The organism is Clostridium sp. AM43-3BH (genome assembly GCF_003479985.1).
GTDB classification, from domain to species: Bacteria; Bacillota; Clostridia; order Lachnospirales; family Lachnospiraceae; genus Otoolea; species Otoolea fessa.
In genome coordinates, this window is sequence record NZ_QUIH01000002.1 from 489,439 (window position 1) to 514,601 (window position 25,163).

Here is a 25,163-nt window from a genome sequence, read left to right on the forward strand (position 1 = left end):
TCAAACTGTAACTGTTCAGTACCTTCACAGTCACGCGCAAAAATCCATTAAAAATTGCCTACGGCAATGGGATTTTTGCCTGCTGACCCATGTTTTCTTCTATGTTAAAAATGAGTTATGCCTGAAGATATCGCTCTGCAGATGCCACGCAGTTTGCACCGTCCGATGCCGCTGTCAGAATCTGGCGCAACGCCTTGGTCCGGACATCTCCGGCTGCAAATACGCCCGGAACGCTCGTCTGACCGCTCTCATCCGCCCGGATGTAGCCCTGCTCATCAAGCTCTAACTGACCCGCATACAGCTCACTCTCCGGTGCGATTCCGACCGCAATAAAGACGCCATCCACGTCCAGCCGCTTCTCTTCTCCGGTTTTGGTCTGTCTCAGCCGCAATGCCTCCACCTGACCATTTCCTTCAATCGCAGCCGTCTCGCTGTTCCAGACAAATTCAATATTTTCAAGCGCCTGTAAGCGCTCCTGCAGCCGTTTTGCCCCGCGAAGCTTGTCTCTGCGGTGGACGATATATACTTTTTCACACATCCGTGCAAGAAAAATTGCATCTTCCAGCGCCGCGTCGCCGCCGCCCACAACGGCAACCGTCCTTCCCCGGAAAAATGCCCCGTCGCAGGTCGCGCAGTATGAAACGCCTGCCCCGCGAAGTTCCTCTTCTCCCGGCACCTCCAACGTCCTGTGATGTGCTCCGGATGCCAGAATCACACAGCGTGCCTCATACGTCTCTTCCTCGCAGACTACTTTCTTCACATTTCCTGAAAGCTCGACCTGCACGACCTCATCCTGTACAACTCTTGCTCCCAGCTTGTTTGCATGCTCCCGGAACTGTCTGGAAAGCTCAAAGCCGGTCACACCCGGAAATCCCGGATAATTGTCCACCTCCCAGGTATTCAGCACCTGTCCGCCGCTGATTCCATTCTTCTCTATCACAATCGTGTCCAGACATGCCCGCTGTGCATAAATCGCCGCACTCAAGCCAGCTGGTCCGGAACCAATGATTATTATATCATACATGGTATACAGTTCCTTTCTTCCGAATCTGTTCGGTAATTGATCCGCTCTATCGCTGTGTCAGATCCATTTGGTTTTAGTATAACACATTTTGGCACTTTCATACAATGCTGTAAAACACTCAGAACAGCAAAAAATGGATGAAAATTTCTTACGATTTTATGACAGGCGGAAAAATGAAACTATTTCATGAATTTTAAATACATGCTATAATTCAATCAAATATGATGTTGGGGGCAAAAGCTTTTGACCCCTCTAATACCGAATTGCTCTGCACTGCGTGCTCCCGCAATTCTCAAAAACATTCGCAATTCGCTCATTTTTCTTTGAAAAATGGCTACTTACTCATGTTTTTGGCGGGTCCCAAGGTCAAAAATTCTCCTGCAAGCAAGCTTGCGTCGAACTTCTGACCTTTTGACCCTGGTATCATCAAATATACGCATATAAGGAGTTTACTGCCATGAATCATAAAACTATCCTCGTAACCGGCGCTTCCCGCGGAATCGGGAAAGCGATTGCATTAACCTACGCTAAGAACGGCTGGGATGTCGTGATTACCTGCCTAAGGCGGGAAGAAGAATTAAAAAAGACCCAGCGCGAAATCGAAGCGCTGGGCGTTTCCTGCCTTGCCTGGATGGGCGATGCGGGCGATTTTGAGAGCTGTTCCCGCCTGTTTGGCGCGATCCGGGAGCGCTTCGGTTCCCTGGATGTCCTCGTCAACAATGCAGGGATTTCCTACATCGGTCTGTTCCAGGATATGACGCCGGACGAGTGGAACCACATTCTCAATACCAACCTCACCTCCGTCTTCAACTGCTGCCGCCTCGCCGTTCCGATGATGGTGTCACGCAAATCGGGACGCATTCTCAATATTTCCTCCGTCTGGGGCGTCTGCGGCGCTTCCTGCGAAGTCGCCTATTCTGCCACCAAAGGCGGCATCAACGCCATGACGCGCGCCCTCGCGAAGGAACTTGCGCCGAGCAGCATCCAGGTCAACGCGATCGCCTGCGGCGCTATTGACACCGAAATGAACCAGTTTCTCGATGAAGAAGAACGGAATGCCCTGCTGGAAGAAATTCCAGCCGGACGTATGGGGCGTGCCGAGGAAGTCGGAAAACTGGCATACCAGCTGGGGAGCGAGAACTCCTATTTAACGGGACAGATAATTCAACTGGACGGCGGCTGGATCTAAAACCTGAAATAAATAAACGGATTATACGTGCTGCTGACGAGATACATGGTACACAAAAACAGCAGCACAGCCATAATCACAATATCCACTGTCTTTGTCACTTCTTTCTCATACAAATGCTCCCGCAGCTTCGGGCATATACTCTGCACGATGCCCGAAAGCAGCACGCCCAGCACCGCAAGAAAAATCACCTTCCGATTCACGAACAGCGACGCCGGATAGATGCCGTTCTCCCAGGTAAACATCTGATGCAGGATCACTTTCGCATCCGCCAGCGTATCGGCGCGAAAGAACACCCAGCCAACCACTACAACCAACGCCGTATAGATGTGATTCAGTCCCCGGAAGCAGTTCTTCTCCAATAGCTTCCCAAGTCCCATGCGTTCCACCACCAGAAACAGCCCATGGTACAATCCCCAGATGATAAAGGTTGCCCCAGCGCCATGCCAGAGCCCGGTCGCAAAAAAGACAATCAGCAGATTAATATACGTCCGCACCTGCCCTTTCCGGTTGCCGCCCAGCGGGATATAAAGATATTCCCTAAACCAGGTCGAGAGTGAAATATGCCAGCGTCTCCAGAACTCGCGGATCGAGGTAGAGATATACGGATAATTGAAGTTCTCCATAAAATCAAATCCAAACATTCTTCCCAATCCGATCGCCATATCCGAATATCCCGAAAAATCAAAATAAATCTGAAGTGTGTACAAAACCGCCAACATCCACGCATTGACCGTTCCCAGCTGTGCCAGCGGTTTCTCCATCATCCAGTCTACCGTCGCCGCAAAGGTATTAGCAAACAACATTTTTTTCGCCAGTCCGTAGGAAAAGCGCTTGATTCCATACGCCATCCCCTCCGCCGTACACTGCCGGTTCCCAATCTGTTCGCAGACATCATGATACTTGACGATCGGTCCCGCGATGAGCTGCGGAAAGAAAGAAATATAAAGCGCCAGATGAAAGATATTTTTTTGCGCCTGAATCGTCCCCCGGTACACATCCACCACGTAGGAAAGCGCCTGAAACGTGTAGAAGGATATTCCGACCGGAAGAGCAATCTCGCGGAAAGAAAGTGTATGTGCGCCGCCCGCAAAGCGGCTTAACAGAGAATTTGCAATCTCGACTGCGAAGTTAAAATATTTGAAATAGCCCAGAAGAAGGAGGTTTAAAAACACGCAGGTTGTAACAGCAAGGCGCATTCTGTGTTTACTCTGCATCCTCCCAATCCACAATCCAAAGAAATAATTCAGCCCGATCGAAACAAGCATCAGAATCACATACTTCGGCTCGCCCCACGCATAAAAAAAGAGGCTGGCAGCCAAAAGGACGCCATTGCGGATATGCAGATTTTTCGTTATAAAATAAAGCAAAAATACCGCTGGCAAAAAATACCATAGGAACACAAGGGAACTAAATAACATAAATCATACCATCCTGTATTTGTTACTGTTCACGCATACGTGCCCAGTAACGGAATTTGCCGTGGCTTCTCTTTTAAATACGGCAAATTCCTGCCTCCACCACGTTTTCTTACGGCACTTTCGGTTCCAAAAGTGCCTACCCGTAAACAGTAACCTGTATTTTCTTATATAGCAGATAAATCATATCTATATTCCAGACACTCTATTATACGGGTAATCCCCCTTAATCTGTCAAGTGTTTTTGACCAGAATAAAGAATGTGCCTTGGCACATTCTCGCGCCGAGCGCGGTCGCTTGCGACATATTTCTGCTTCGCGCGAGTGCGCATCCTCGCGGAGCGTTTTTTGTTTCATAGGACGCAATTTCCTATGAAACAAAAAACCCTGCCTCCCAGGTTCATCACCTCGGAAACAGGGTTCTCTTTACTCGCTGGCACGGGACTGCGGAGTACTGGGCGGATTCAAGTCGAACGTTCGTGAGACTTGGCGCGTGATTCTGGTCAGCGAAGCTGACATATTCCTATCAGAATCACTGCGCATCCTCGCGGAGCGTTTATCTCAGTCTTCTCGACTGAGATAAATCCGTCCAGCCGGCGCTGTCTCATATATTTATCAGAGAAAAATATACAAAACTCTACTGCTTATTTATTGTAAGAAGATATCTCTTCCTGCTTTTAATTAGTTGTTCTTAGCTGCTGCTTTAGCTTCTTTGATCTTCTCAGTCAGCATCGGAACGATCTTGTTTAAGTCACCTACTACGCCGTAGTCAGCAACATCGAAGATCGGAGCAGACTCATCTTTGTTGATAGCAACGATGATGTCAGACTCTTCCATACCTGCCAGATGCTGGATAGCACCGGAGATACCGATTGCAAAGTATACGTTCGGACGAACAGTCTTACCTGTCTGACCTACCTGAAGATCCTTCGGTTTCCAGCCAGCATCTACAACTGCACGAGAGCAGCTTACGGTACCGCCGATAGCCTCTGCCAGATCATCCAGAATCTTGAAGTTCTCCGGGCTTCCTACGCCACGACCGCCGGATACAAGGATCTTAGCATCCATGATATCAACGGTGTTGGATACAGCCTTAACAACTTCCAGAATATCAACATATTTGTTGTTCTTTGTGAATCCCGGATTGAACTCAGTAACAACAGCTTTTTTGCCAGCTTCCTTCGGAGCCTTCTGCATAACACCCGGACGAACGGTTGCCATCTGCGGACGGAAATCCGGGCAAGCGATGGTAGCGATGGTGTTGCCGCCGAATGCCGGACGAGTCATAAGCAGCTGATTGTGCTTTGTCTCTCTACCCGGAACCGGATTCATCGGGAAATCGCCGATATCAAGTTTTGTACAGTCTGCAGTCAGACCTGTATGGATTCTAGCGCAAACACGCGGACCAAGGTCACGACCGATTGCAGTTGCACCGATCAGGAAGATTTCCGGTTTGAACTCTTTGATAACAGATGCGATTGCATGTGTGTACGGCTCTGTACGGTACTCTTTTAATTCCGGATCGTCTACAACGATAACCTTATCTGCGCCGTACTCTGCTAACTGATCTGCAAGACCCTTAACGTCAGAACCAACTAAAACAGCGGTTACTTCTACTCCTAAATCTTTTGCTAATTCTTTACCTTTGCCAATCAGCTCATAAGCGATATTGCTGATAACATTATCCACCTGCTGTGCAAAGACAAATACGCCCTTATATGCTTCTAAGTTGTTCATCTTATTCACCACTCTTTTCTATAAAATAATTAGATAATGTGTTTCTCTGCCAGTTTGCCAACGATATAATCTGCGGAAGCTGCCGGATCAAGTTCTACTTTCTCGCCAGCACCCTTTCTTACCTTATCGGAAGCTTTTGCGATCTGTGTCGGTGATCCCTTCAGACCAAGGTTGGAATCCTCAACCTCTTTCAGATCTTTTCTGCCCCAAACGGTGATCTCTTTTGCATATGCATCAAAGATTCCGCCCGGAGTCATATAACGCGGCTCGTTTAACTCTGCAAGAGCGGTTAAAAGACACGGAAGCTGTGCTTTTACTACATGATATCTATCATCATACTGACGCTCAACTACGATGTATTTCTCAGCTTCGTTTACTTCACGAATCTTCTGAGCGTAGCTGATTACCGGAAGGCCAAGGTGCTCGGAGATCTGCGGACCTACCTGAGCGGTATCGCCATCGATAGCCTGACGGCCAGTAATGATTAAGTCATAATCCAGGTTGCGAAGTGCGCCTGCGATTGTCTGGGAAGTAGCCCAGGTATCTGCACCACCAAGTACACGATCAGTTACAAGAACACCATTGTCTGCGCCCATAGCCATAGCCTCGCGAAGAACCTCTTCAGCCTTCGGAAGACCCATAGTAACTACGGTAACTTCTGCACCATACTGATCTTTTAAGCGAAGCGCTGCCTCCAGACCTGCTTTATCATCTGGGTTCATGATTGCCAGCATTGCGCTTCTGTCAAGAGTACCATCCGGGTTAAATTTAACTCCGCCTTTGGTATCCGGAACCTGTTTTACACAAACTACAATTTTCACGGTATTTTCACTCCTTATTTTTTTCTTTTTTCTCTAGGACTGAGATTGTTCTGATTTCTCTGCAGACTGAATTATTTTAACAGATCAGCGGAGATAACCATTCTCTGAACCTCAGATGTACCCTCGTAGATCTCAGTGATCTTAGCATCACGCATCATACGCTCTACGTCGTACTCTCTCGTGTAGCCGTAACCACCGTGAAGCTGTACAGCCTTGGTTGTAACTTCCATAGCAACCTCTGCTGCATACAGTTTAGCCATAGCTGCTTCTACAGAATAGGTTTTCTGTGTCTTCTTAGCAACGGCTGCTCTGTAAACAAGGAGCTGAGCTGCTTTAACTTTGGTAGCCATATCTGCCAGCTGGAACTGAGTGTTCTGGAACTGACCGATAGCACGACCAAACTGTTTTCTCTCTTTTACATAATCAACAGTTCTCTCAAGAGCGCCCTCTGCAAGACCAAGTGCCTGGGAAGCGATACCGATACGTCCGCCATCCAGGGTATGCATAGCGATGTGGAAACCTTTGCCCTTCTGGCCAAGCAGGTTCTCTTTCGGGATACGGCAATCTGTGAAGATCAGCTCGTATGTAGCAGATCCACGGATACCCATCTTCTTCTCTTTGGTACCGAAGGTGAAGCCCGGAGTTCCTTTCTCTACGATAAATGCAGAGATCTCTTTTTTCTTTCTGCCCTTTACTTCAACAACGCCTGTTACAGCGATGATAACGTAAATGTCAGCCTCTTTACCATTGGTAATGAAAACTTTGGAGCCGTTTAATACCCACTCGTCGCCGTCTAATACAGCCTTGGTCTGCTGACCCTGAGCATCTGTACCAGCACCCGGCTCAGTAAGACCGAAAGCACCAAGCTTCTCGCCCTTAGCAAGCGGAACCAGGTATTTCTGTTTCTGCTCTTCAGTACCGAAAGTCTGGATCGGATCGCAGCACAGAGATGTGTGTGCAGATACGATAACGCCGGTAGTACCACAAACTTTGGAAAGCTCCTCAACGCACATAGCGTATGTTAACGGATCACAGCCCTGTCCGCCATACTCCTTCGGAACCGGGATGCCCATGAAGCCAAGCTTCTGCATCTTTTTAACGGTTTCCTCCGGGAAGTGCTCTGTCTCGTCAACTTCCTGTGCCAAAGGTTTTACTTCGTTCTCGGCGAAGTCATGGAATAACTTTCTCGCCATTTCATGCTCTTTACTTAATGTAAAATCCATGTGTCTATTCCTCCATCATTTTCTTATATACGCTTAAGAGGCGGCTTTAAGCGCCGCCCCGTTGCGGTTCTTAAAAATCTGGTACTCTATTATGTTTTCATCTGGTCAAGAAGCCAGACTTATGTACATATTAGTTGTACTTGTAGAAGCCTTCGCCAGACTTACGGCCAAGCTTGCCGCCGCGAACCATCTTTCTAAGAAGCGGCTGCGGACGGTACTTCGGGTCACCAGTCTCAGACTGAAGTACTTCCATGATAGCCAGAACAACGTCCAGACCTACCAGGTCGCCCAGTTCAAGCGGTCCCATCGGATGGTTAGCACCCAGCTTCATAGCGGTATCGATACCCTCTACAGAAGCCTCGCCCTCAGCGTAGATACCGATAGCTTCGTTGATCATCGGGATGAGGATACGGTTTACTACGAAACCAGCGCCCTCTTCTACCTGTACCGGGATCTTGCCGATCTCTTCAGAGATCTTCTTAACTTTGTCAACAATCTCTACCGGAGTGTTTAAGCCTGCGATAACCTCAACCAGCTTCATAACCGGAGCCGGGTTGAAGAAGTGCATACCGATAACCGGGCGGTCAAGACCTGCACCGATCTCAGTAATGGACAGAGAAGAGGTGTTGGTAGCGAATACGCAGTCTGCCTTGCAGATAGCGCCCAGCTCTTTGAAGGTCTGTTTTTTGATCTCCATGTTCTCGATTGCTGCCTCAACTACGAGATCGCAGTCGCTGCAGATAGTCTTAACGCCGGTATGGATTCTGGCAAGGATCTTGTCTGCATCCTCTTTTGCCATCTTTCCTTTTGCTACTCTCTTCTCAAAGTTCTTGGAAATTTTCAGTTTGCCGTTGGAAGCAAACTCTTCGTTAATATCACACAGGCATACTTCATATCCATCTACCTGGGCAAATGCCTGAGCGATTCCGGAACCCATGGTTCCTGCACCAATAATACCAACTTTCATGACAAATCCTCCTGAAATTATACAACTATAATTTAACTAACTATCTATTGTTAAACTGCTCCACTTTCCGTTTCTCAAGGAATGCCTGCATACCGTTCTTCTGATCTTCTGTCTCGAAGCATCCGCCAAACAGTTTTTCCTCGATCACGATAGCCTGATCCATATCAGTCTGAAGTCCGTCGTTCATCGCCTTTTTGCTGTTTCTGACAGCGATCGGAGCCATCTTTGCGATAGCGCCTGCCAGCTTCTTCGCAGCCAGCATCAGCTCTTCCTGTGTATAAACAGCATTTACAAGTCCGACACGGTATGCCTCGTCCGCTTTGATGTTGCGGGACGCAAATACCATCTCTTTTGCCTTGCCCGGTCCGATGAGACGTGCGAGTCTCTGTGTACCGCCGAAGCCTGGTGTGATACCCAGACCTACTTCAGGCTGTCCGAATAATGCATTGTCCGAGCAGATACGGATATCACAGCTCATGGCAAGCTCGTTGCCGCCGCCGAGTGCGAAACCGTTTACTGCCGCGATAACTGGAACCGGGAAGGTTTCAATCTTGCGGAAAATATCGTTGCCGAATTTACCGAAGTGCTCGCCCTGCTCCTTGGTCATCACGCTCATAGCAGCGATGTCAGCACCGGCTACGAAAGATTTCTCTCCTGCGCCGGTCAGGATAATTGCACGAATTTCGGAAAGGTCTACTGCATCAAATGCAGCTTCAATATCCTTCAGCACATCCTCGTTTAACGCGTTCAGTGCCTTCGGACGATTAATAGTTATGACTGCGACGTGTCCGTCTACCTCATAGTCTACAAATCCCACTTCCAGTTCCTCCTAAAAAGCTCTTGAATTGAAATACGTAAAACCAGAAACAGCCGGAGCGCCGGGGATAAGCCCCGACGACTCCGGTTCTGCGTCAGAAATTAGTCTCTCTCAACGATCGTTGCGCAGCCCATGCCGCCACCGATACACAGAGTAGCCAGACCCTTCTTAGCGTCACGTTTCTGCATCTCGTATAACAGAGTTGTCAGGATACGGCAGCCAGATGCTCCTACCGGATGTCCGATAGCGATTGCACCGCCGTTTACGTTCAGGATGTCTTTGTTGAAGCCAAGGTCACGAGCTACAGCGATAGACTGAGCTGCGAATGCCTCGTTTGCCTCGATCAGGTCGAAGTCTTCTACCTTCCAGCCTGTCTTCTTCAGAACTTTCTTGGTAGCTGCAACCGGTCCAATACCCATGATGCTCGGATCTACACCGCCCAGAGCGCCTGCTACCCATGTAGCCATCGGTTTGATACCCAGTTCTTTTGCTTTCTCTTCGCTCATAACAACTACAGCTGCTGCACCATCGTTGATGGAGGAAGCGTTACCAGCTGTTACACGTCCGTCTTTCTTGAATGCCGGACGAAGCTTGCCAAGAACCTCTACAGTGGAACCCGGACGCGGACCCTCATCGGTATCTACGATAACAGTCTCTTTTTTCTTCTTAACTTCGATCGGAACGATCTCGTCTTTGAAACGTCCAGCCTCGATAGCTGCGCAAGCCTTCTGCTGGCTAGCTGCTGCAAACTCATCGAGTTCTTCTCTTGTGATACCCCACTGATCGCAGATATTCTCAGCGGTGATACCCATGTGGTAATCGTTGAATGCATCCCACAGAGCGTCATTTACCATGGTGTCGATCATGGTCGCATTGTTCATACGGTATCCGTAACGAGCCTTCATCAGAGCATACGGAGCTGCGGACATGTTCTCTGCACCACCAGCTACTACGATGTCAGCATCGCCTGCAAGGATCATATCTGCTGCTGCGTTTACAGCATTCAGACCAGAACCGCAAACCACGTTCAGGGTAACTGCCGGAACTTCTACCGGAAGACCAGCTTTCAGAGACATCTGACGTGCTACGTTCTGACCAAGACCAGCCTGGATAACACATCCCATGTATACGTGATCAACCTGCTCCGGAGCAACGCCTGCTCTCTTCAGAGCCTCCTTGATAACTACGGCACCCATCTCAGCTGCTGGAACAGTACTGAGCTGGCCACCCATAGAACCTACTGCGGTACGGCATGCACTTGCAATTACGACTTTCTTAGACATTGAAAAAATCCTCCTTGAAAATGATCCACCACGTAAATAACACAACTGCAGTAAATAGTAAAATAGTGATAAATATGATAGTGTATTTGTATCTTAACACCCCACGCGGCTCCTGTCAAATAATTATCAATGGATTTATAAAGATTTAAGATTCTCATTTTTCCGCGTACAATCCACTTATTTCTACATCGTTTTGATCGCCTTTAGGCGGAATGCACAATTTTTTTCTTCTGTTTTCTCAATAAAAGTGGTCTTCTCTGGCATTATAACCAACACGGTATTTTGTTTGTGAATTAATAGACAAACTCGTTTCTCTTCCATTTACATATGCTTATATCTGTAATTCATAAATATGAATATGTCGTCATTTTCCCCTATTTTGTCCTCCGCCTCTTTCGTTGACAAGGGGTAGTGGAGATGATACACTGATAAACAACGGGGGATGTCCGAATCACGCATTTGTACGGACTTCTTCATATTATTAAAAAGGACAAGGTGAATAAGTATGGATTACAAGAAACTGTATGCAGAAAAGCTGGTTTCCGCTGAAAAAGCTGCTTCCGTCGTTAAATCTGGCGACTGGGTTGACTATGGCTGGACCACCGGCACTCCGGTAGCAGTCGATGCTGCTATCGCAAAACGTCTTCCGGAACTGGAGAATGTAAACTTCCGCGGCGGTATCCTGATGTGGGTACCGGAGATCTTCAAGATCGAAAACCCGGCAGCTCATATGACCTGGAACTCCTGGCACATGAGCGGTATCGAGAGAAAGGCAATCGCACAGGGATTCAGCTTCTATGCTCCGATCCGTTATTCCGAGCTTCCGAGATACTATCGTGAGTCCGCAACCAAACCGGATGTAGCTGTATTCCAGGTCGCTCCGATGGATGAGCACGGTTATTTCAACTTCGGACCAAATGCTTCCCATATGGCAGCCTGCTGCGAGACTTCCAAGGTTGTCATCGTAGAGGTCAATGAAAATATGCCGGTCTGCCTCGGCGGATTTGAGAACGGCGTTCATATCTCCAACGTAGACATGATCGTAGAGGGCAGCAACCCGACCATCGCAGAGATGGGAGGCGCCGCAGCAGCGACTGATGTCGATGAAGCAGTTGCAAAACTGATCGTAGACGAGATCCCGGATGGTGCCTGCTTACAGTTAGGTATCGGCGGTATGCCGAACGCAGTTGGTTCCCTGATTGCGAAATCCGACTTAAAGGATCTGGGTGTTCACACCGAGATGTACGTTGACGCATTCGTTGATATTGCCGCAGCCGGCAAGATCACAGGCGCTCACAAAGCACTGGACAAAGGCCGTCAGGTATACGCATTCGGCGCTGGTACCAAGAAACTGTATGACTACTTAAACAACAACCCGGCCTGCATGAGTGCTCCGGTTGATTACACCAACGACGTCCGCACCATCGCAGCCCTGGACAACTTCATGTCCATCAACAACGCGGTTGACCTCGACCTCTTCGGTCAGGTAAATGCAGAGTCCGCAGGAATCAAGCACATCAGCGGTGCAGGCGGACAGCTTGACTTCGTTCTGGGCGCTTACCTGTCCAAGGGCGGAAAGAGCTTCATCTGCTGCTCCTCCACCTTCAAGAACAAGGCTGGCGAGCTGCAGTCCCGTATTCTCCCGACCTTAAATCAGGGTTCCATCGTAACCGATACACGTGCAAACCTGCACTACCTGGTAACCGAGTACGGTAAAGTAAACTTAAAGGGTCTTGCAACCTGGCAGAAATGCGAGGCTATCATCTCCGTTGCACATCCGCAGTTCCGCGATCAGCTGATTAAGGAAGCTGAGAAGATGCATATCTGGAGACAGAGCAATAAGATCTGATAAGAACTCAAGATCTGATAAAATCGGCAGGATTCGGAGACAAAATCCAGCAAACCATCTATGGTATCTGAGACTCCCGGTTCTCCGATACATCAGATACGTTTATTTTCTAAAAAAAGTGCTTTTCCTCTCAAGAAATTTTCTTCGAGAAGAAAGGCACTTTTTTATTTATACTTTTTTTTTTATAGTTTTTGTTCTACAAGTCTCTGTCTACCATCCGCTACTGTTCCAGAGACTTCCACCGGAAGTTCGGAATCACATCCGACCACTTATTAATTCCGATGATTGATTTTGCAAAATTCGAAGTTTCCAGCGTGTATCTCTTCTGATCAATGTCGTGGAAAACTCTCCAGAGCTTTCGATCCTTTACCGCTACAATCTCATTGCCCTGATTCATATCACAGGACCACAGACCGAAGCTTAAGCCTGCCCTTACCTCTGACGGCGCATCGACCTGACGACTCAGAATGTACGCGTCGATATACGGGTTGCTGTCCACGATATAGTAAGAATATGCAAATGCCGCCGCCTGGATATCCGACACATCGCCGCGCGTCAGACTCTGTGCAGTAAATCCTTCCTCCGTCAGAATGACATGGCGCACCTCGCCAGATGCTGTCTTCATCGAATCCTGATTCAGATAATCGGTCAGTACATGCAGGTTTGCAAAGTTGACAATCGGTGAATCTGCACTCTCGGTTACCAGCCCCGTTGCCGGATCATCCCAGAATTCCGATTCCGTCATCGGGTACGGATACGGATGGTAGGCAATGCCCCAGTCCATCTGGCCTTCCGTCACTGCCAGGGCGTTAAACGTATCAACAATGCCTTTGCCCGTATAATGCACCTGATCGTTCAGGTTCTCATACGGAGCTCCCCACCAGAAATCAAGTGAAAAATAAACCCGGTCATTCGCACTTGTGCTCTTGATCGCCGTGTAGAACGTGCGGAATGCCTGCTGATACGTGGATACATATGTATTCAAATCTGCCGGTCCCATGTAGTTCCAAATCTGGTTGTTGATCTCATTGCCCAGAATCCAGTTGGAAATCTTCGCATAATTTGAATTATGATTCTTGCCGCTGTAACGATCCGCCAAAAACGCGAAGATCGCACGCGTTGTCTCAAATCCTTCCTGTGTCTTCGTGTTAAACATATAATAATTGGCGCTCGAAGATTTCGCAGTTCCCGCATGAACCAGTTCCGGGTGCGCGTCATTCCAGTCATTTAAAACGATCGCCGTCACAGATATATCTTTTCCGATATATGTACTGATCACCTTGTCATAATTTTCAACCACCGACTTATTAAAATGATACGTTTTTCCATCGTACTCATAATCAATGCCACTCCCTAAAAACTGGGAAAATGCGATATTGACCGCCACATGTTTGACACCCAGTGTAAATGCATCGTTGAGCATATTTAACTGGATATTCAAGCCCTTTTTCGTCAGCGGCGTCTTAAACGCATCCTGATTGGATGCAACCACCTCCGGATTTGTGATATAATGTGCCGCGCCAACTGCCGTAAATGTAGTTCCGTCAAACACTGCCGGAACAAACCGGCTGTAAAGGCGGTCCTGGGCAGTTCCCTTGTTTAAAGGAATCGAGACGGTCCTCGTTTCCCCTGCGCCTACGCTGCTGACATAATCAGTCCGGCTTCCAATCTCCGACTCATACGGCCGCAATTCAAACAGATAAATCTTTCCGTCCGTCCCCGTTATATCACCGTTGCTTGAAAGTGAAATATCCACTGTATTCTGCCCCGAACCAATCAGACAGGAGCCGATCGAAGCGGTTATCTGAAACGTCTGCGCCGCCAGTGCTGTGAACGCAGCCGCCACACTCAGGCAGACCGCTGCAGCCAGGACAAGCGCCGTTTTCATCCATTTTTTCATCCTGTTCCTTCCTTTCCGTCTAATATCCTATGGTATTTGATCATACTTCATTCTTCCGTCAGATTCAATTACTATTTTATTAAGGATTATTACAACTATTTTGGAAATTCTGTATGATTCCCAGCATTTTATCTTTCCCAAGCCTTGATTTCTTTCCTATTCCTATTCTTTTACCACTTGCAAATATTGGTTTTATATATAAATCCCTTAGAGCCGCAAATTTAAAAAGCTACAGTTTCCGGAACCATCAAGTATTCCTTCCGCCATAGCTTTTTGATATTACCGATTATTTAGTTCTTAATGCCCTCATCGCATTTAAAATTGCAATGACGGAAACACCGACGTCCGCAAACACGGCTTCCCACATATTCGCCACTCCAGCCGCGCCCATCAGAAGCACAACTGCCTTAACCGCCAGGGCAAACACGATATTCTGGTGCGCGATTGCCATTGTCTTGCGTCCGATTTTAACCACACCTGCAATCTTCGCCGGGTTATCATCCATCAGGACAATGTCCGCCGCCTCGATCGCCGCGTCACTTCCCATGCTTCCCATTGCAATACCGACATCTGCGCGGGAGAGAACCGGTGCATCGTTGATGCCGTCGCCGACAAATGCCAGCTTCCGCTTTCCGGTCATCTCCGCCAGCATCTCCTCGACCTTCTGCACCTTATCCGCCGGAAGCAGCTCCGTGTACGCCTGATCGATGCCAACCTTCGCAGCCACCGCCTCGCCGACCGCTTTCCGATCGCCCGTCAGCATAACAGTACGGCGGATTCCAGCCGCCTTCAGTCCACGGATCGCATCCTCCGTCTCCGGCTTGATCGTATCGGCAATCAGGATACTTCCGGCAAATTTTCCGTCCTTTGCCAGATAAATCACAGTGCCGATGCCGTCGCATTCCTGATACGGTATATTTTTACTCTTCATCAGGCGTCCATTACCCGCCAGAACTTTGTGACCGTCGATCGTTGTCTCGATACCATGACCGGAAATCTCGTTGGTTTCACCGATGCGGGTTAAGTCGATCAGGGGTTTGCGTACCACTCCCTGCACACCCTCTTTGGACTGCACCTCTTTTATTGTGTCATTGTCAGCATCCAGAACGATTTCTGCTGTTCCCGCATTCGCCTTTTGAGTTTCTGCTTCTGCCAAACTGCCTTTTCTCTCACGATACGCCTCCCGTATCGATTCCGCGATCGGATGCGTCGAATAATTCTCGGCATACGCCGCCAGCTCCAGAAGCTCATCCTCACTGATTCCCGCCGGATGCAGCTCCGTCACTTTAAACTCGCCCTTCGTCAGGGTGCCTGTCTTATCAAATACAACCGTATCCAGCTCCGAAACTGCCTCCAGATAATTGCTTCCCTTGACTAACACACCGATGCGGGATGCAGCACCAATGCCGCCAAAGAAGCTAAGCGGAACCGAAATCACCAGCGCACACGGGCAGGAAATTACCAGGAAAATACAAGCTCTCTGAATCCACTCGCTAAATTCTCCGCCCAGCACAATCGGCGGCACAAATGCCAAAGCAACCGCCGCGATCACGACCACCGGCGTATAATATCTGGCAAACCGGGTGATAAAGTTCTCCACCTTCGCCTTCTTGCTGCTGGCATTCTCCACAAGCTCCAGAATCCGCGCCACCGTCGAATCATCAAATTCTTTCGTCACGCGCACCCGCAGAAGCCCGCTGCCATTGACACATCCGCTGATGATTTCATCCCCGGCTGCCGCACGGCGCGGTACCGATTCACCAGTCAGCGCCGAGGTATCGATCATCGATTCACCCTCTACCACCACGCCATCCAGCGGAATCCGCTCTCCCGGCTGTACCACGATGATGTCATCCACTTCCACATCATCCGGATCGACCTGCTCTATTTGTCCATCTTTTTCAATATTGGCATATTCCGGACAGATATTCATGAGATCGCTGATCGATTGGCGCGAACGGTTGACCGCATAACTCTGAAACAGCTCGCCAACCTGATAGAACAGCATAACCGCAACCGCCTCAGAAAACTCGCCCACACCGAACGCCCCGAACGTCGCTACTGTCATGAGGAAATTCTCATCAAACACCTGACCATTTTTAATCCCCCGGAACGCCTTGTATACAATATCCCATCCAATAATCAGATACGGAATTAAAAATACGACTAACTCTGTCCACGGCTGCGGCATTCCGGCAAATACATTCATTTTTTTCGCTGCTGCCGCCGCGATATATACGATTGCCGCCGCGACGATCCGCTTCAGCATCGTTTTCTGCTTCTGATTCATAAAGCCTCCCTTCATTCTGGAAACACATTCCCAGAAAAAAAGATATAGGAAAATGTGCCGGCACAGCTCATTTGCCTATATCTTTTTACTTTGCCCTTCTGTGCATTACACAATCTGATTTTATTCTTTTAAAAAGCAGCTTTTGATCCGATTATGCCTTTTTCAATTTTACATATTAATAATGCAGTCCGGTTCCACCTTCTTGCACACTTCTACAACCTCTTTCATGATCTCGTCGAAACGTGCGTCATCTGCATCGATCGTCATTTTCTGCATCATAAAGCTGACACTCGCATCATTGACTCCATCCAGCTTCTTGATCGCATCCTCCATCTTTGCTGCACAGTTTGCACAATCCAGATCAGTTAATTTAAATTTCTTCTTCATGATAATCCTCCTCTTTTTATTGAGTTATAAATTTTTAATATTTGCTTTCCGAGACCTGCAATTTTTTCTTTACAGATAGCACCGCTTTCACATTCATTCAATCCATTATCATCATTCAAGGAACTTGCTATTCTTTAATATGCTCAAAGCCCTGGTTGATAATCCGGTAAACGTGGTCGTCTGCCAGCGAATAGAACACCGACTTTCCGTCCCGGCGGCTCTTGACAAGCTGCGACTGCTTGAGAATCCGAAGCTGATGCGAAATCGCCGACTGCGTCATATTAAGCAGCTGTGCAATGTCGCAGACACACATCTCCGACTCAAACAGAACAAACAAAATCCGGATCCGCGTCGAATCACCAAATACCTTAAACAGCTCCGCCAGATCATACAAATCATCGTCATCCGGCAGCATTCCCCGGACCGACTGCACAACCTCATCGTGAACAGCACACTCCTCACAGCACTCTACATCATGAATTGCCATCCGATTTCTCCCTTCATGCTACGCGTTTCTGCCCTGCTTCACTGCTTCTTTCGTGAAACCAGTTTGCAGGATTTTATCAAGATTTCTTTGAAATATTTTTATTTATATGAATCATTGTTCATATGTTCATTATATGAATGTAACTGGGAAATGTCAAGAAATATTTGTGGGAATTTAAAAGGAGTAAATGAAATGTTTTCTCAATTATAAAATGCTGCAAAAAAGACTGTTCATACAGACAAAATCCACTAAGTAATGCGCGTAAATGTGCTTCTTTCTGCCCGGTTTACAGATGATACTCTGTAAACCGGCACAGTTCAAATATCTATTCTCTACATCCTATGCTTTTTTGTCTATTTATGAACAGTCCGTTCTTTTTTATTCATTATTATATATCTTTTGCAGTTTATTTTTCGACACTGCTTGAGCTATATTATCCATTGGTATATTATCCATCGTCTGATGATCTTTTGCCTCTTTCTGCAACCCCGACTTAGACTTCTAATAGAATCTCTCCTCGCCCGGAATCGCGTCCAAATGTTCCTGCCATTTCTCAGCCGGTACATCATGAACCGATACCGTCACAACCTTCGGATCCTTCTTTAATTCTTCTGATACCAGCGTTCTGACCTTCTCAGCCAGCGCTGCCTTCTCTTCCCGGCTCCGTCCCGGGTACATAGATATTGCAATGTGTGGCATGATTTTCCTCCTTTGTACTAATAGCACTCTTCCAAAATATCCAAGATTTCCGCGTGCGTCAGCTGCCGATACCCGCCGTCATTGCGGATACATGAATCAGCAATCGTTTTCAGCAGACTCTGATCTGTGATTCCCAGTTCCCGCAGCGTCCCCGGCAAACCAATCTCATGAATAAACGCCTGCAATGCGTCAATTCCGCCAAATGCCAGTTCTTCCTCATCGCCGCCATCTGGTGACATTCCCCAGACATTTACAGCAAATTTCACAAATTTCTTGATGCCGTCCCGGCAAATTCGACGATAATACGCCGGATGGATCACGCCAAGTCCCATGCCGTGGTTGCAGTCCGTGTAAGCCCCCATCTGATGTTCAATCATATGCGCCTCAAAATCACACTGTTTTCCTAATTTGATAATGCCAATCTCCGCCATCGTGGACGCCCACATCAGGTTGCTGCGCGCCTCATAATTTTCCGGTTCCCGGATCGCCACCGGCAGGTTCTCAATAATACTCCGCATCAACGCCTCCGAGATCGCATCCGAAAGATTATCCTCATCCGGTGCACTGAAATATGTCTCCATCACATGGCTGAGCATATCAAAACCGCCCGCTGCCGTCTGGAGTGGAGAAACCGTGTAGGTATATTTCGGGTCCATCATCGCAAACACCGGATTGCAGCGCGGATAATTCCGGCTCGTCTTAATTTTCTGTTCCTCATGGGTGATTACACCCTCGCCGTTGACCTCGCTTCCAGTGCCGACCACGGTCACAATCACGCCCACCGGAACCGGCTCAAAATCAATCTCGCCCTTTTTGATCCAGTATTCCTCCCAGACGTCCTTGTCCGTCGCAGCCGCCATTGAGATCGCCTTGCTGCAGTCCATGACCGAACCGCCGCCCACTGCCAGAATCAGATCTACCTGATTTTCCTGTACGACTTTTTTCCCTTCCATTACCTTGCTGTAGGTCGGATTCGGCATGATGCCAGAAAATTCTATCACCTGTTTTCCAGCCAGCTTTAAGACATCCATCACTTCCTGATAAATGCCATTCGTCTTGATCGAGCCGCCGCCATATGCCAGCATCACCGTTTCCCCATACGGCTTCACCGCCTCCAGCAGGTGCTCTTTCACACAACCTCCGCCAAAATAAATCTTTGTCGCATTTTCAAATGTAAACGCCCGCATCGTTCCCTGTCCTTTCTGAACCCGTTCCGGCAAATGCTTTTGCATCCGCCTGATGTTCTGCCTTCTTCTTTGTAGATATGTTTTTTTGAATCTTTATTTTGATTATTTTTCTCCTTTATCTCAGATTCATCAAATGTTCAGCTATAATTCACACTAGATTTGACAAGTTCTCTGTAAGTGTTCATATTATATCACGATTCGCATCTTCGATGCTTACCGCTGCTGACGCAGCTATCGTGATCGCCATTCGCCGTTCGCCATAAATCTGCAAGCAGCTCTCTGGCTCACTTGCGCTCATTATATCATATTACCTTTTTACATTCTATCTATTTCAGAAATTTCACGCATATATTTTCATTTTTATGAATAAAATTGCACAAACTTATATCTGCGTGTCATTTTTATTCCCCCATCCACTTCCAAAATATTTTCCGAAATTTATGATTTCTTCACATTCCGAACATACTTTTATCACATTTTTTCGATATAGTAATACGCGTAAAGGCAAAAGACCTTTCATAATATACTTTTTCATACCTACGCCGGCAGGAGTCCGTTCCTGTCGGCTCCTCCTATTTTAAGGGATATATCTACTCAAGCGGGCAGTTTCATGATAAAATAAACACACAGATAGAATCATCTCTCAAACACAGATTCTATGTTAAATTTACAATAAAAATAGCTGCATGAATCACATATATTAGGAGGAACTTCTCATGAAACACGAACTGACGCAGGAAGAAATCCTGGTTGAAATAAAAGACATTCTATCAGAATACGTAGAAATCACCCGCCCGCTGACATCGGCTGACCGCCTGATCGACGATCTGGGGCTGGATTCATTTTTGATCGTATACTTTATCACAGAGATCGAAGACTGCTTCGAGATCGATATTCCGGAAACGGATTTTATCGAGCTTGTCACGGTCAAGGATCTCTGCGAACGGATTCAGCTGGAAATAAAAAAGCACTCCCCTTATTAATACCAGCGTGTCATCGGCAAGTCATTATCAATTCCTTTTGTAAATAAAATCTGGTGCAGACGCAGATTTTCCACATCCAGGATATAAAATCCATCTGCTGAACCACAAGAAATCATTTCCCAGAGACTTAGAACCATTACGCCCGGGAAAATATATTTTTTAATCCACGAATCGCCCGGATGTTCCTCCAGCACACTGATAAATTGCAACAGAAACAGTCCGTTCCTTCCATCTTAACCTGAAATGGATACTCATCAAACTTTTGGTTATATCTGTCCCTGTTCTTTCAGATATGCCAGAAAACCCACACAGCCCTCCAGAACATCTTCATACGTCGCGTCAAAATCACCCGTATACCACGGATCCGCGATGTCACGGTCTGAACCTGCAAATGTGAGGAATTTATATATTTTCCCCTCCGGATCGCCTTTCAGCATTCGGTTTAAATTTCGGATATTGGCACTGTCCATACCTATGATATAATCAAATTTCTCATAATCCGCCCACGTCACCTGCCGCGCCCGGTGCGGCACCAGAGGAATTCCAACCTTCCTCAGCTTATTCACCGTCCCCCGGTGCGGTGGATTGCCGATTTCTTCGGTGCTTGTGGCGGCGCTGTCGATAAGGAAGTGGGCGGAAAGCCCTTGGGATGCGACTTTGTGGGTGAAGACACTTTGGGCTAGGGTGGAACGGCAGATGTTGCCGTGGCAAATAAATAGTACTTTAATCATCTTTTCATATCTCCATTTAAGTCTTGTATTTCTTCCCAAACGCTTGATATTTCAGGGTTTTCCGACTTTTGAGTTGTCCTTTCTTTTCAAGGTATCTTCTCAAATCTTCTCGTATTTTCTTATGTTTTTCCCTGCAATCTTGGTAAATCCGTTGGTAAAGCAAGCGTCCTTACCAACGGGCTTTTTTAACTATTCGCTATCCGATACACTTCTTCCTTTGCATCATCAAAATTCACATGGGTGTAAGTGTTCAAGGTTACACTGATGTCTGCGTGACCCATGATATACTGCAAGGTTTTCGGATTCATCCCGGATTTTGCCATATTAGAGCAAAAGGTGTGCCTACATACATGAGGGGTAACTTTCGGCATCTGGATACGGTAAATCCTGTTGTATTTCTGAATGATATGCTCCAGATACTTTTCCCAGTGAAGGGCAACCATCGGCATATCGTTTTTATCCAGAAACAAAAATCCTGCATATCCTTCCACCATCGGTTCAACTTTTGGTGTCTTGCGGTTGGCAATGATTCTGCGAAAACACGCTGCGACAGCTTCCGTCATCGGCACATAGCGGATGCCTTTGTCAGTTTTTGGCTCTTCAATTACATACTGCATCTGTGCAGTACGCTGTAACTGATGGTCTACCTTAATACGCATTTCTCCAAACTCGATTTCTGAAACCGTCAATCCACAGAACTCTGAGATACGAAGCCCTGTGTGAAAAAGAATATAGATTGCATCATAGTATCTGCTGAAATGTTTATCTTCCTGAATAAACTTCAACAAATCTCTCTGCTGCTTTCGGGTGATCGCTTCTCTGGTAACAGAATCATTGACAATGACGGAGGCAAGCTCAAATTCAAATGGATTTTTACGAAGCAAATCATCATCTACCGCCATCTGAAATGCCGGTCTGAGAACTCCCCTGATAGAATGAATGGAACTATATCCCCGCCCATCAATTTGTTGGAGCTTAATCAACCATGCCTTGGCGTCTGACAAACGCACCTTATCAATTCGCAGATTCCCAAAACTCTCTTTTTTCAGCATATTGATGACCGTTTTATATCCGGCAACCGTATTGTGACGAACTCCTGTTTTCAATGAAACATACTTTTCTACCAGTTCCAAAACAGTATAGTTGCCACCGTTGGTTACGATACGGTCAAACAAATCCGCTTCAATCTGTTTTTCTTTCTCACGCAGGGAAGGCTCCCGCTTCTTCCCCTTTGGCATTGGGTCATTCTTGTCTAAACGCCAACTGTATACATTTTTCTCTTTTCCGTCCTCATCAATATAGCGGAACCGATACCTCCCATCTTTACGCTGGTACTCGCCCTCTCGCAAAATCCGATTACGGTTATCTCGTCTTTTCTCACTCATCGTGAACTCTCCTTTCAAAAAAGAGAGCCAGACTTGCGCTCTTATCATAGCACAAATCCAGCTCTCCGCATAGTTATATCATGTGAAATCGGTAAATCTGTCAGCTCTGTTTACACAGCAGTAGCCTGATCCAGATACCTCTCAAATTTCTCACGCTTAATGAGGGCACGATTGCCGTTCATCACATAAAAATCCTCATTGGGATGTGTGTCAATAAGCGTTCTCAATTTTCCTTCGCCGATATGATAATATCTGGCTGCTTCCTCAATGGTAAGCGTATATCTACGCCACACCGGAATATCCGAGTAATTTTTTCCTTCAATATTCATCTTATTATTCGCCATAGGCAGTTATCCTCCATGCATGAAAATAGCCAGACAGAGGGTGTCGGCAACGAAGTCCGGCAACGGGCTTCAAAAGACCTTGCAAACAATCTCAATCTGGCGATGGTTACTATTTATATTTTTCTTTTATTTTTCTGTTGTTTTGGTTGTCATAGGGGAGAAAAGCCGATAGTTTCGGGATTTTCCCCGGCAACCGGCTCGTCAACGGGATAGCAACAGGGGGTGCAACGGGCTGTCATTTTCAGAATGGAAGCTCCATCTGTTCTGTGACCTCCACAAAACCGTCCATCGTTTTTTCAGACGGGTTGCCGGAGTCCGTTGCCGGGTTTTCACGCTCCCAGCCCTTTTGTCTGCCATACTCGGAAAACATTCTTGGATTCGGGAAGTACCGCCAGCGGTCAATGCATTGGTTCATAATCTCGTTGATTTCCCGGATTTCCCATTGCTTCGGCTCGTCAAAGGCATGGTTCAAAGCTTCCTTGTAGAGCTGCTTGGAGCAGACCATGCTCCCGGTGTACCTATCAAGATACGCCTGTATCATTCCGGCTTTGGTGTCCTCCGGCATAAAATCCCGCTGGTGTTCTTTGAGATACCGCTGCATGGCGGGGCTGAAAGCCAGCTTGAACCTGCCGCTTCGGTAAATCTCCATAGCTTCTGCCCACATCTGCTCGATATAGGCTCTGGAAGCAGCTTCATCCTCCAAAATGTGAACCTCGGCTTGTTCCGGGTACACCATGACGGGGATAAAGCGGCGATTGCCGGAACGGTCAAGGGGCAGGAAGTCAAGAGCATTGGAAGTGCCGCCAAACACGCACTGGCGGGGGCGGTCTGCCGGGTGGGTTTCATAGGGTATCTTGTAGACCTCCTTCTGCCGGCTTAAAAATGACTTGATTTCTTCGATGCTCTTGGCGTTTGCGGTTGCCATCATTTCCGACATTTCGATAATCCAGTGACCTTGCAGCTTGCGGTACACATTGTCATCGTCCAGCTTCCGCAAATCATCGGAGAACCACTCGTCCCGGACTGCCAGCAGACGGAAGAAGGTGGACTTGCCAGCCCCCTGACCGCCTACCAGACAGAGCATGATTTCAAATTTGCACCCTGGCTGAAAGGCTCGTGAGATTGCACCCAGCAGGAACAGCTTCAACGCTTCATAGGTGTAATCGTCTGCGTCAGCCCCCAGAAAGTGCCGCAGACAGAAACGGATTCGTTCTGTCCCGTCCCACACAAGGGCACTTAGGTAGTCCCGGATGGGATGGTACTTGTTTTCATTCGCCACAATCCCGATGGCGTTATCAATCTTCTTCTCATTGGTAAGCCCGTAGGTTTCTTCCAGATAGAGAAGCAGATACTTCATGTCCGTATCGTTCAGGGCGGTGCTTTCCCTGTGGAAGCCGATGGGCTTTATGATGTCCTTGCGGTCGGTCAGGATGTTGTATGCGATAGCCCCGGAAAGCAGCGGGTCACGCTGGAATACGGTCAGGCAGTTCCGTATGCTCTGACGGACACCGCCTTTCTCGGTAGTTTCCAGCCCCGCCTTGATTTCCTCAATGCTCTGGGGCGGCTGCATGGCGTTCATGGTGTTTTTTAGTTCTTGCTGCGTTTGCGGCGGCAAGCTCTGCCATTCGCTTTTCAAGCTGTATCACATCCTTTCCGTAGTCCGTAATCAAAGCTGCTTTTTCCTCTGTCTCCCCAAAGAGCAGCACATCCAGCAGATATTCCACTTGGTCTTGCTTCTGTAAGGCTTCCACAAACCGTGGATGAAAGGCTTCCTCCGGGGAGTGCGGGGCATAATCCTTTCTCCATGCCCGAAGCAAGTGAAGATAATCGGCAAGAATACGGAAGCAGCGGCTCTTTGCTTCCTGAAACTGTTCCTCCTGGGATTTCTGCCGGGGCTTGGGCTTTTTTACCTTCCCCGGCGGTTTCCAGTCCTCATAGGAAAGCCCGAAGTCCTGTGCCAGCTGTACGGCGGCTTCTTTCTTTCCCAGCCCATACAGGGCGGCGGCAAAATCAATCACATCCCCATCCGCACCGCAGCCGAAGCAGTGGTAACGCCGATCCAGCTTCATGCTTGGGGTTTTATCGTTATGGAACGGGCAGCAAGCCATCCCGTTCCGGCCTACACGGATTCCATAATGCTCCGCAGCCTGTCTTGTTGTGACGGACTGCTTCACAGCTTCAAATACATTCAAAGCTATCCCTCCTTGAAAAAAAGAAAAGCACCTGACATTCTCAATCTGAAAATGGCAAGTGCCTGTTAAAGTTCCATATCCTGTTGTTTGTGTTTTGTCTGCACCGGGGCAGTTCTTTGTGCTTTTTTCTCGTCAGCCTTATCCTGCAAGACTTCTTTGATAGGCTGTTTCTTGGGCGGCTCTTTGCTTTCTTCTGTGCCGGGGGTGGCTTTCTGTACCCAGTAGCGGATATCCCGCAGCTTCTTCAAATC

22 protein-coding genes and 2 pseudogenes are annotated in these 25,163 nt (G+C 47.7%); 3 read left to right on the forward strand and 21 right to left on the reverse strand.

From position 1 onward, the window contains the following. Nucleotides 1-115: 115 nt before the first annotated feature. On the reverse strand, nucleotides 116-1,033 hold the full coding sequence (trxB, locus tag DW931_RS05615) for a thioredoxin-disulfide reductase (protein WP_118468434.1): 918 nt from the start codon (nucleotides 1,031-1,033) through the stop codon (nucleotides 116-118). 448 nt (nucleotides 1,034-1,481) lie between these two features. Here trxB and DW931_RS05620 point away from each other — a divergent pair, with 448 nt between their 5' ends. Beyond that, nucleotides 1,482-2,213: an SDR family oxidoreductase gene (locus DW931_RS05620; RefSeq protein WP_118468436.1), complete on the forward strand. Its 732-nt coding sequence runs from the start codon at nucleotides 1,482-1,484 to the stop codon at nucleotides 2,211-2,213. Here DW931_RS05620 and DW931_RS05625 read toward each other — a convergent pair. From DW931_RS05625 to DW931_RS05655, 7 genes are all read right to left on the reverse strand, one after another. Then, nucleotides 2,210-3,583: an MBOAT family protein gene (locus tag DW931_RS05625; RefSeq protein WP_347559427.1), complete on the reverse strand. Its 1,374-nt coding sequence runs from the start codon at nucleotides 3,581-3,583 to the stop codon at nucleotides 2,210-2,212. The genes DW931_RS05620 and DW931_RS05625 overlap by 4 nt on opposite strands. A gap of 728 nt (nucleotides 3,584-4,311) precedes the next feature. Then, complete coding sequence (locus DW931_RS05630; RefSeq protein WP_022360637.1) at nucleotides 4,312-5,367, reverse strand: electron transfer flavoprotein subunit alpha/FixB family protein; 1,056 nt, start codon at nucleotides 5,365-5,367, stop codon at nucleotides 4,312-4,314. 29 nt (nucleotides 5,368-5,396) lie between these two features. Next, the gene (locus DW931_RS05635) at nucleotides 5,397-6,188 is read right to left on the reverse strand and encodes an electron transfer flavoprotein subunit beta/FixA family protein (RefSeq protein ID WP_107001363.1); all 792 of its coding nucleotides are present in this window, start codon (nucleotides 6,186-6,188) and stop codon (nucleotides 5,397-5,399) included. Nucleotides 6,189-6,259: 71 nt separating this feature from the next. Next, nucleotides 6,260-7,411, reverse strand: a complete 1,152-nt coding sequence (locus DW931_RS05640; protein WP_107001362.1) for an acyl-CoA dehydrogenase — start codon at nucleotides 7,409-7,411, stop codon at nucleotides 6,260-6,262. A gap of 130 nt (nucleotides 7,412-7,541) precedes the next feature. Further along, on the reverse strand, nucleotides 7,542-8,378 hold the full coding sequence (locus tag DW931_RS05645; RefSeq protein ID WP_107001361.1) for a 3-hydroxyacyl-CoA dehydrogenase NAD-binding domain-containing protein: 837 nt from the start codon (nucleotides 8,376-8,378) through the stop codon (nucleotides 7,542-7,544). A 40-nt stretch (nucleotides 8,379-8,418) separates the two neighbouring features. Next, nucleotides 8,419-9,195, reverse strand: coding sequence for an enoyl-CoA hydratase-related protein (locus DW931_RS05650; protein ID WP_118468440.1), 777 nt, complete (start codon nucleotides 9,193-9,195; stop codon nucleotides 8,419-8,421). A gap of 101 nt (nucleotides 9,196-9,296) precedes the next feature. Continuing rightward, nucleotides 9,297-10,478, reverse strand: coding sequence for an acetyl-CoA C-acetyltransferase (locus DW931_RS05655; protein WP_107001360.1), 1,182 nt, complete (start codon nucleotides 10,476-10,478; stop codon nucleotides 9,297-9,299). A 505-nt stretch (nucleotides 10,479-10,983) separates the two neighbouring features. Between DW931_RS05655 and DW931_RS05660 the strand changes: the two genes are divergently transcribed. Beyond that, a complete protein-coding gene (locus DW931_RS05660; RefSeq protein WP_107001359.1) occupies nucleotides 10,984-12,327 on the forward strand; it encodes a butyryl-CoA:acetate CoA-transferase in 1,344 nt (447 codons plus the stop codon). Nucleotides 12,328-12,547: 220 nt separating this feature from the next. Here DW931_RS05660 and DW931_RS05665 read toward each other — a convergent pair whose 3' ends face one another. From DW931_RS05665 to DW931_RS05690, 6 genes are all read right to left on the reverse strand, one after another. Further along, nucleotides 12,548-14,227 (reverse strand): DUF5722 domain-containing protein, encoded by a 1,680-nt coding sequence (locus DW931_RS05665; protein ID WP_118481925.1) that lies wholly within the window; start codon nucleotides 14,225-14,227, stop codon nucleotides 12,548-12,550. Between the two features lie 286 nt (nucleotides 14,228-14,513). Continuing rightward, nucleotides 14,514-16,517, reverse strand: a complete 2,004-nt coding sequence (locus tag DW931_RS05670; RefSeq protein WP_118481924.1) for a heavy metal translocating P-type ATPase — start codon at nucleotides 16,515-16,517, stop codon at nucleotides 14,514-14,516. A gap of 168 nt (nucleotides 16,518-16,685) precedes the next feature. Next, complete coding sequence (locus DW931_RS05675; RefSeq protein ID WP_022358590.1) at nucleotides 16,686-16,904, reverse strand: cation transporter; 219 nt, start codon at nucleotides 16,902-16,904, stop codon at nucleotides 16,686-16,688. Between the two features lie 127 nt (nucleotides 16,905-17,031). Further along, nucleotides 17,032-17,391: a metalloregulator ArsR/SmtB family transcription factor gene (locus tag DW931_RS05680; protein ID WP_022358591.1), complete on the reverse strand. Its 360-nt coding sequence runs from the start codon at nucleotides 17,389-17,391 to the stop codon at nucleotides 17,032-17,034. A gap of 501 nt (nucleotides 17,392-17,892) precedes the next feature. Then, nucleotides 17,893-18,090 carry a tautomerase family protein gene (locus tag DW931_RS05685; protein WP_117796107.1) on the reverse strand — a complete coding sequence of 66 codons (198 nt, stop codon included), beginning with the start codon at nucleotides 18,088-18,090 and terminating at the stop codon, nucleotides 17,893-17,895. 17 nt (nucleotides 18,091-18,107) lie between these two features. Then, nucleotides 18,108-19,277: an iron-containing alcohol dehydrogenase gene (locus tag DW931_RS05690; RefSeq protein ID WP_022358593.1), complete on the reverse strand. Its 1,170-nt coding sequence runs from the start codon at nucleotides 19,275-19,277 to the stop codon at nucleotides 18,108-18,110. Nucleotides 19,278-19,993: 716 nt separating this feature from the next. Here DW931_RS05690 and DW931_RS05695 point away from each other — a divergent pair. Continuing rightward, complete coding sequence (locus DW931_RS05695; RefSeq protein ID WP_118481922.1) at nucleotides 19,994-20,260, forward strand: phosphopantetheine-binding protein; 267 nt, start codon at nucleotides 19,994-19,996, stop codon at nucleotides 20,258-20,260. Here DW931_RS05695 and DW931_RS05700 read toward each other — a convergent pair. From DW931_RS05700 to DW931_RS05735, 7 genes and pseudogenes are all read right to left on the reverse strand, one after another. After that, nucleotides 20,257-20,481, reverse strand: a pseudogene (locus DW931_RS05700) (SAM-dependent methyltransferase); the annotation flags it as partial. The gene DW931_RS05695 and the pseudogene DW931_RS05700 overlap by 4 nt on opposite strands. Nucleotides 20,482-20,526: 45 nt before the next feature. Next, nucleotides 20,527-20,991, reverse strand: coding sequence for a low molecular weight protein-tyrosine-phosphatase (locus DW931_RS05705; RefSeq protein ID WP_022358595.1), 465 nt, complete (start codon nucleotides 20,989-20,991; stop codon nucleotides 20,527-20,529). Between the two features lie 185 nt (nucleotides 20,992-21,176). After that, nucleotides 21,177-22,376, reverse strand: a complete 1,200-nt coding sequence (locus tag DW931_RS05710; protein ID WP_008703747.1) for a site-specific integrase — start codon at nucleotides 22,374-22,376, stop codon at nucleotides 21,177-21,179. A gap of 110 nt (nucleotides 22,377-22,486) precedes the next feature. After that, nucleotides 22,487-22,720, reverse strand: coding sequence for an excisionase (locus DW931_RS05715; RefSeq protein WP_016218019.1), 234 nt, complete (start codon nucleotides 22,718-22,720; stop codon nucleotides 22,487-22,489). 241 nt (nucleotides 22,721-22,961) lie between these two features. Next, the gene (locus DW931_RS05725; protein WP_118468448.1) at nucleotides 22,962-24,299 is read right to left on the reverse strand and encodes a virulence-associated E family protein; all 1,338 of its coding nucleotides are present in this window, start codon (nucleotides 24,297-24,299) and stop codon (nucleotides 22,962-22,964) included. Next, nucleotides 24,268-24,912, reverse strand: a complete 645-nt coding sequence (locus tag DW931_RS05730) for a CHC2 zinc finger domain-containing protein (protein WP_099323100.1) — start codon at nucleotides 24,910-24,912, stop codon at nucleotides 24,268-24,270. The genes DW931_RS05725 and DW931_RS05730 overlap by 32 nt, the downstream gene beginning before the upstream one ends. Nucleotides 24,913-24,977: 65 nt before the next feature. Continuing rightward, a pseudogene (locus DW931_RS05735) lies at nucleotides 24,978-25,163 on the reverse strand (conjugal transfer protein); the annotation flags it as partial.